The sequence below is a fragment of the Arthrobacter oryzae genome, assembly GCF_037911235.1.
GTDB classification, from domain to species: Bacteria; Actinomycetota; Actinomycetes; order Actinomycetales; family Micrococcaceae; genus Arthrobacter; species Arthrobacter oryzae_E.
The window spans coordinates 1-7509 of sequence record NZ_JBBLYW010000050.1; the positions used below are offsets into that span (position 1 = coordinate 1).

General features: G+C 67.8%; 7 protein-coding genes. 3 read left to right on the forward strand and 4 right to left on the reverse strand.

Annotation, left to right across the window (positions count from 1 at the left end; all coding sequences use genetic code 11):
• Window positions 1-4 precede the first annotated feature (4 nt).
• From WMN78_RS13765 to WMN78_RS13780, 4 genes are all read right to left on the reverse strand, one after another.
• Window positions 5-1276 carry a glycosyltransferase 87 family protein gene (locus tag WMN78_RS13765; protein WP_340534295.1) on the reverse strand — a complete coding sequence of 424 codons (1272 nt, stop codon included), beginning with the start codon at window positions 1274-1276 and terminating at the stop codon, window positions 5-7.
• A gap of 6 nt (window positions 1277-1282) precedes the next feature.
• Window positions 1283-2455, reverse strand: coding sequence for a cystathionine gamma-synthase (locus tag WMN78_RS13770; protein ID WP_340534296.1), 1173 nt, complete (start codon window positions 2453-2455; stop codon window positions 1283-1285).
• Window positions 2456-2487: 32 nt separating this feature from the next.
• Entirely contained in the window at window positions 2488-3873 is a 1386-nt protein-coding gene (locus WMN78_RS13775; protein WP_340534297.1) for a cystathionine beta-synthase, read from the reverse strand.
• A gap of 78 nt (window positions 3874-3951) precedes the next feature.
• Window positions 3952-4380, reverse strand: a complete 429-nt coding sequence (locus tag WMN78_RS13780; RefSeq protein ID WP_340534301.1) for a VOC family protein — start codon at window positions 4378-4380, stop codon at window positions 3952-3954.
• Window positions 4381-4532: 152 nt separating this feature from the next.
• Here WMN78_RS13780 and WMN78_RS13785 point away from each other — a divergent pair, with 152 nt between their 5' ends.
• The 3 genes from WMN78_RS13785 (at window position 4533) to WMN78_RS13795 (ending at window position 7439) form a co-directional block, all read left to right on the forward strand.
• Window positions 4533-5513 carry a 3-methyladenine DNA glycosylase gene (locus WMN78_RS13785; RefSeq protein WP_340534298.1) on the forward strand — a complete coding sequence of 327 codons (981 nt, stop codon included), beginning with the start codon at window positions 4533-4535 and terminating at the stop codon, window positions 5511-5513.
• Between the two features lie 127 nt (window positions 5514-5640).
• The gene (locus WMN78_RS13790) at window positions 5641-6633 is read left to right on the forward strand and encodes an ATP-binding cassette domain-containing protein (protein WP_340534299.1); all 993 of its coding nucleotides are present in this window, start codon (window positions 5641-5643) and stop codon (window positions 6631-6633) included.
• The gene (locus tag WMN78_RS13795) at window positions 6633-7439 is read left to right on the forward strand and encodes an ABC transporter permease (protein ID WP_340534300.1); all 807 of its coding nucleotides are present in this window, start codon (window positions 6633-6635) and stop codon (window positions 7437-7439) included. The genes WMN78_RS13790 and WMN78_RS13795 overlap by 1 nt, the downstream gene beginning before the upstream one ends.
• Window positions 7440-7509: the final 70 nt, after the last annotated feature.

Below are 7509 nucleotides of genomic sequence, written 5' to 3' on the forward strand. Positions count from 1 at the left end.
GGGGTTACGGGCGGAGCGTGGCCCTTGACGGACGGTAAGCCAGGGCCCAGTAGGTCAGCATGGCGATGCCGCACACCACACCCAGGCTGGACACGGTGAGCTGCCACTGCGTCTGCGGGTCCTTGCCCCATTCCTGGGCGCCCGCCATCACGGCCAGGTACTTGGGCGTCAGGTAGAACGCCACCACGGAGGCCGCCACGATGATCCAGCCGGCGAGCCGCATCCGGCCGTCCCTCGACGGGACGCGGTGCAGCGCGAACGCCATGGACGGAAGCGCCACTGCCATCCACACCCAGTGGTGGGACCAGGAGACCGGGCTGATGAGCAGCATGAGCACGGCGGTGGCGGACACGGCCACGAAGTTCTCGTCCGCGTCCACCGCCCATTTGATGACGAGCGCGGCCACGGCCACCAGCGCCAGGGACAGGACCAGCCACAGTGCGCTGGTGAGTCCGGAGTCCGGCAGGCCGAGGTGGAGCAGCAGGCCCTTGACGGACAGATTGTCCACGTAGCCCGGACCGCCGATCCTTCCGGTGTCCGGCAGGATTTTGGTCCAGAACGTCAGCGACGCATGAGGCAGCACGGCCCAGGACAAGGCAATGGAACCGAAGAACCCCGCAGCCATCCAGCCGAGCGCCTTGAAGTCGCGGCGCACCAGGAAATACAGCCCGAAAGCGAGCGGCGTCAGCTTGATGCCGGCCGCCAGACCGATCAGCAGCCCGGCCGGCCAGTGCATCTCGCCGGCACGCGACTTCCCGTACAGCGCGAAGTCCGCGAGGATCAGGCCCATCAGGATGATGTTGATCTGGCCGAAGTCGAATGTGTCGCGCCAAGGGCCCAGCAGCAGGATCGCCGCTGTTCCCGCGAGCGCCACGGCCCGGAACCGCCAGTCGGCGAACGCATCCTTCCAGCGGCGGAGCCCGAAGTAGTGCCGCGCCAGCCATGCCGACACGACGGCGGCGCCCGCAAGTGCCGTCGTAATAAAGACCAGGCTGCTGGCCCCGATGCTGAGCGTCGCCAGCAGCGCGAACAGCAGCGCGGCGAACGGCGGGTAGGTGAACGGGAGGCCGTCGCGGGGCGCATAGAGCTCGTTGACGCCGGTCTCGCCCGTCTGCAGCACGCGGCTGCCGCCGTAGTAGTAGACCTCAAAGTCGTTCATCAGCGGGATGTACGCCGAGTACAGGACAACAAGGGCCATCACGACGGCGGCAGCGCCGGCCGCCGTCGCAAGCCAGCCGCGGGTGGTGGCCGATGTGGCCCGTAGCGAGGTGGTCACCGGCTGCTAGCTGCCCGTCCCGATGAAGGTGAAGGCGTGCTCCAGGTCCGCGATCAGGTCCTCGACGTCCTCGATGCCGCAGGAGAGCCGGATCAGGTTGACCGGAACAGCGAGTTCGGTTCCCTTGACGGAGGCGTGCGTCATTTCCGACGGGTAGTTCATGAGCGACTCGATGCCGCCGAGGGACTCGGCCAGGGTGAACACGGACGTGTTTTCCGCGACCGCACGGGCCGCCGCTTCGCCGCCCTTGAACTGAACGGACACCATGCCGCCGAACTTCTTCATCTGCTTCCTGGCCAGCTCGTGGCCGGGGTGCGAGGGCAGGCCCGGGTACAGCACGGCTTCCACTTCGGGGCGCTGCAGCAGCCATTCGGCCACCGCCAGTCCGTTGTCGCTGTGCCGGTCCATCCGGACGCCGAGGGTCTTGAGGCCGCGGGTGGTGAGGAAGGCATCCATCGGGCCGGACACGGCGCCGACGGCGAACTGGACGAAGCCGATCTTCTCGGCCAGCGAAGCGTCGTTGACCACGATCGCGCCGCCCACGACGTCGGAGTGGCCGCCGATGTACTTGGTGGTGGAGTGCACCACGATGTCCGCTCCGAGTGCCAGCGGGGTCTGCAGGTAGGGCGAGGCGAAGGTGTTGTCCACCACGAGGAGGGCGCCGGCGTCGTGCGCCAGTTTGGCGAGCGCCTCAATGTCGGTGATCTTCATCATCGGGTTGGACGGCGTCTCCACCCACACGAGGCGGGTCTTGTTGGCCGCGATGGCAGCCGCGACGGCGTCGAGGTCGGCCATGTCCACGGGGGTGTTCCCGATCCCCCAGTCGCCCAGCACGCGGCTGATCAGGCGGTAGGTTCCGCCGTAGGCGTCGTTGCCCAGCACGATGTGGTCCCCGGGTCGGGTGAGGGCCCGGATGAGGGAATCCTCGGCCGCCAGGCCCGAGCTGAAGGAGTACGCGTGCGAGCCGCCTTCGAGCGCCGCCAGCTGTTCCTGCAGGGCGTCGCGGGTGGGGTTGCCGCCGCGGCCGTACTCGTAGCCGTCACGGAGCCCGCCGATGCCGTCCTGGGCATAGGTGGAGCTGAAGTGCAGCGGAGGCACAACGGCGCCGGTGCGCGGCTCGAAGGCCTGGCCGGCGTGGACGGCCCGGGTGTTGAAGCCTTGGTTTTCAGAAACAGACATGGTTCTCCTTGTGATTGCGGATGCAAGCAGGATTAGTTGCTGAGGTAGGCGAGGAGGTCGTGGCGGGTCAGGATGCCCACCGGCGCGCCGACGAAAGTGACCATCACGGTGTCGACGTCGGAGAGCAGTTCGCGGGCGGCGGAGATGGTTTCCAGCGACCCGATCACGGGCAGGCGCTCCCCCATGTGTTCAGAAATTTTGTCCGTCAGCTTCGCCTCGCCTCGGAACAGCTTGGAGGTGAGGCTCCGTTCGTCCACGGCGCCCAGCACCTCGCCCATCACCACCGGCGGCTCCTGGGACAGGACCGGGATGTGGGAGACCCCGAACTCGTTCATGATGTTGATGACGTCGCGGACGGTTTCGTTGGGGTGGATGTGCACCAGCTCCGGGAGCTCACCGGTCTTCGACTTGAGCACTTCACCCACGGAGGCTTCTTCGCCGCCGGACAGGAAGCCGTAGGACCGCATCCACTGGTCGTTGAAGATCTTGGCCAGGTAGCCGCGGCCTGAGTCCGGCAGGATCACCACCACCACGGCGTCCTCGGGCAGGTCCTTGGCCACCTGCAGGGCAGCCACGACGGCCATGCCGGACGATCCGCCCACCAGCAGTCCCTCTTCGCGGGCCAGCCTGCGGGTCATCTCGAAGGACTCGGCGTCGCTGACGGCAATCACGTTGTCCGGGACGGCCTTGTCGTAGTTGGCCGGCCACATGTCCTCGCCGACGCCCTCCACGAAATAGGGCCGGCCGGTGCCGCCGGAGTACACGGAGCCTGCGGGGTCGGCCCCAATGATCCGGACGCGTCCGCCGTCGGCTGCGGGCCTGTTGGCGGAAACTTCCTTGAGGTAGCGCCCGGTTCCGGTGATGGTGCCCCCGGTGCCGGCCCCGATCACGCAGTGTGTGACCCGGCCGTCGGTGTCGCGCCAGATTTCGGGTCCGGTGGTTTCGTAATGGCTGCCGGGGGCGGCCGGGTTGGAGAACTGGTCCGGCTTGTAGGCGCCGGGGATTTCAGTGACCAGGCGGTCCGACACGCTGTAGTAGCTCTGCGGGCTGTCCGGGGCAACGGCGGTGGGCGTCACCACCACTTCGGCCCCGTACGCCTGCAGGACGGCGCGCTTGTCCTCGCCCACCTTGTCCGGCACCACGAAGACGCACCGGTAGCCCTTCTGCTGGGCCACCAGGGCCAGTCCAACACCGGTGTTGCCTGAGGTGGGTTCAACGATGGTTCCGCCGGGGAGCAGCTTGCCGTCCCGTTCAGCCTCTTCGATCATCTTCGCCGCGATCCGGTCCTTGATGGACCCGCCCGGGTTCAGGTATTCCACCTTCGCGAGGACGGTGGCTTTGATGCCGTCGGTGACGTGGTTGAGCTTGACGAGCGGCGTATTGCCGATGAGGTCCAGGACGGACTGGGCGTACTTCATAGGTACAAAGTTACCGTCTCGGACCTGATCCGCCTGCCTTGGCGGCGGGCCGCGCCCGTTCAGCGATGACCGGCGCGGCTACGCGCCGATGTCATTCGCGGCTGCTTCCGGGCTGGCGGAGCCGGACCCTGGTTCGGCGTCCTGCCACAGGCCAACGATGTTGCCTTCGCTGTCTGTGAAATAGGCGTTCCAGCCCATACCCGGAACCTCCATCTTGGCCCGGTAGACCGCACCGCCCAGGGCTGCAATCTTCTCCAGCGCCGCGTCGATGTCCTCGACGTCAACCGTGACAACCGGGGCGGTCAGCTCACCGCGCTTGAACAGCCCGCCATTGATGGCCCCGGGAATAGTGGGCCTGCCCTCCTGGTCCATCGGCGTCGTCATGGCCAGGCTGTATTCCATCTCGGGCATGACCTGAAATTCCCACCCGAAAGCGGATGTGTAAAAGTCCCTTGCGCGGCTCTCGTCGTCCGCGGGGATCTCGAAGTGCACCACTCCTCCGGCCACTGTTCTCACCTGGCATTCCACGTCTGGCCTTAGAGGCCGGCGCGGGCGGTCCGCGCCACAACTGGAGTCTAGGCCCGGGCGTCCGTGCCGGGCAGGGCCGTTCGGCCTTGCCCGTTTCCGGACCTCTCAGGCCCCCGTGGGACGATGGTTCAATGACCCTCGCAGACGCCCCCGCCGGCCTGGCCGCCGCGGCGGACGCTTCCCTGAGGTGGCATCCGGGCAGCCCGTTCAGTCTCCTGCAGACCGTCGGAACGCTGATGCGCGGGAACGGGGATCCGGCGTTCGCGTCGCGGCCGGACGGGCTCTGGATGGCCTTCACGACGCCGGACGGCCCGGCGAGCCTGCGTGTCACCGTTTCCGGCGACCCCTGTGAACCGGAGGTCGACGTTCAGGCCTGGGGGCCGGGCTCGGAGGACGCTGTGGCCGCCGCGCCCCGGCTGCTGGGCAGCGGGGACGACTGGTCCGCTTTCGACCACCCGGAGTTCCATGCCACGCTCCCCCGGATGGTGGTGGAAGCACGACGCCGGAACCTGGCGCTGCGGCTCCCGGCCACCGGCCGGATGGTCGATTCCCTGGTGCCCACCATTCTTGAGCAGAAGGTCACGGTCATCGAGGCCCGGCGGGGCTACCGGTACCTGATGTACCGCTTCGGCACCGCAGCCCCGGCTTCCGGCGCGGCCGCGCCGGCCGGGCTGCTGGTCCAGCCCACGCCGGAGCAGTGGCTGCGCATCCCGTCGTGGGAATGGCACAAGGCCGGAGTGGGCCCCCAGCGTTCCGCCACGGTCATGCGGGCGCTGCGTTCCGCCGTCGCCCTTGAACGCCTGGCGGCAGTGCCGGCAGCGGAGGCAGCCGCCAAAATGCAGGCCATTCCCGGCATCGGCGTCTGGACCACGGCGGAGGTGGTGCAGAGGACCCACGGCTGCCCGGACTCCATCGCGGTGGGCGACTACCACCTCGCGGCCTACGTGGGGGCCGCGCTAGCCGGACGGAGGACGGACGACGCCGGGATGCTGCGCCTGCTGGCGCCGTGGCAAGGGCACCGGCAGCGGGTAGTGCGGATGATCGGCCTCAGCGGGTTCCGGAAACCCACCTTCGGCCCCCGCATGACCATCCAGGACCACCGCCGCCACTAACTACACAGCGCGAACGACAGAGCGCGAACGGACACTTGCGGCCCCGCTCCTGTGGACGCCCCCGCCCGCCGGGTATAGCGTGGCGGCATGGCGCCCGGCAGCCAGAACCGCCGGCAGCCAGAACGCCATGACCCGCAGCTTGGAGCGCACCGTGATTCACACCCGGAAACTCACCAAGAACTTCACGGTCAAGAAGGAAACGATCGAGGCCGTCAAGGGCGTCGACATCGACGTCGCCCCGGGAGAACTCGTGGCGTTTCTCGGCCCCAACGGCGCGGGCAAGTCCACCACGTTGCGGATGCTGACCACGCTGCTCCGGCCCACCTCAGGAACTGCCACGGTGGCCGGCGTCGACGTGTCAGCAGATCCGGCAGGGGTGCGGGCGAGGATCGGTTACATCGGCCAGGGCAACGGCGGCGGCCACAGTTTCCGGGTGATTGACGAACTGGTCATGCAGGGCCGGTTCTACGGGATGAACACCGCCGATGCTGCGGCCCGGGCACAGGAACTCCTGAAGTCCCTGGACCTGGCCGACCTCGCCAAACGCACGGTGATCAAACTGTCGGGCGGGCAGCGGCGCCGGATGGACGTGGCCCTGGGCCTTATGCACTCACCACAACTGCTGTTCCTCGACGAACCGTCCACCGGCATGGACCCGCAGAACAGGGCCAACCTATGGGAACACATCATGCGGATGCGGGCCGAGCACGGGACCACGATCGTCCTCACCACGCACTACATGGATGAAGCCGATTCCATGTCCGAGCGGGTGATCGTCATCGACCACGGCCGGATCATCGCCGACGACACCGCGGCCCGCCTCAAGGCCAACCTTGCCGGTGACCTGCTGGCCGTCGACGTGGCGGCCGAGGCAGCGGCCGGCGTCCGCGGGCTGCTGGGGCGGGCGGCCGCCGGCGGTGAGGTGCAGGAAAACACGCACGACGGCGTGGTCAGCTTCCGCCTCCGGCTCACGGAAGGCGCCCGGCTGGCGCCCGGTTTGCTGAAGGAAATGAACGACGCCGGCGCTCCCGCCCAGTCCCTGGAGCTGAAGCCGCCCACGCTGGACGACGTGTTCCTGGAGCTGACCGGCCGCAACCTCAGGGAAGGAGCGAACCGCTGATGGCTGCGGAGCCCGCCCCGGAGGTTCTGAAGAAGCCGGGCCTCGGCCAGGTCCTCCATGATACGAAGTACGTGTTCTGGCGCGAGATGCTGCTGCCGCTGCGCGACCCCTTTTCGCTGGTCTTTTCGCTGCTCCAGCCACTGGTCTTCCTGGGCCTCTTCGGCCCGCTGCTCGGTTCCGCTGTGGGAGCGCCGGCGTTCGGCGGACAGTCCACGCTGCAGTGGTTCCTGCCCGGCGTGGTGGTGATGATCGCGCTGTTCGGGACGTCCATGACCGGGTCCAACCTGCAGTATGAGCTGATGACGGGGTCCTACGAGCGGATCCTTGCCACCCCGCTGTCCCGTTCGTCGCTGATGATCGGGCGGGCCCTTAAGGAATGGGCGCCGCTGGTGGTGCAGGGGTTGCTGATCGCCCTGGTCTGCGTCCCGTTCGGCTTCGTGTTCTATCCACTGCACGTGCTGTTCGGCCTGGTCATCCTGGGCATCTTCGGCATCGGCCTCGGCGCGCTGTCCTACTCGCTGGCGCTGGTCTCGCAGAACAAGGAGTGGATCTTCTGGGGTGTGCAGCAGACGCTGTTGTTCCCGCTCATGATCCTCTCCGGCATCATGCTGCCGATCGAAGCCGGGCCGGACTGGATGAAGACTGCCAGCTTGTTCAACCCGTTGACCTATCTCGTCAATGCGGAGCGGGAGCTGTTCGCGGGGAACATTGGTGCGGACACGCTCCTGGGCCTTGTCGCTGCGGCGGTGACTGCCGCCGTCGGGCTCGCAGTGGGAGTCCGGGCGATCAACCGCAACATCAGCTAGCGTGCGGGGCCTTAGCGGGCGGGGCCTTAACTGTCCGTTCGCGCTTCTCCCACCGCAGGCTGGGCGCGGA

Coding starts and splice junctions, on each gene's coding strand:
- WMN78_RS13770 (WP_340534296.1), bottom strand. CDS start 2,455: ATGTCTGTTTCTGAAAACCAAGGCTTCAACACCCGGGCCGTCCACGCC.
- WMN78_RS13775 (WP_340534297.1), bottom strand. CDS start 3,873: ATGAAGTACGCCCAGTCCGTCCTGGACCTCATCGGCAATACGCCGCTC.
- WMN78_RS13785 (WP_340534298.1), top strand. CDS start 4,533: ATGACCCTCGCAGACGCCCCCGCCGGCCTGGCCGCCGCGGCGGACGCT.
- WMN78_RS13790 (WP_340534299.1), top strand. CDS start 5,641: ATGACCCGCAGCTTGGAGCGCACCGTGATTCACACCCGGAAACTCACC.
- WMN78_RS13795 (WP_340534300.1), top strand. CDS start 6,633: ATGGCTGCGGAGCCCGCCCCGGAGGTTCTGAAGAAGCCGGGCCTCGGC.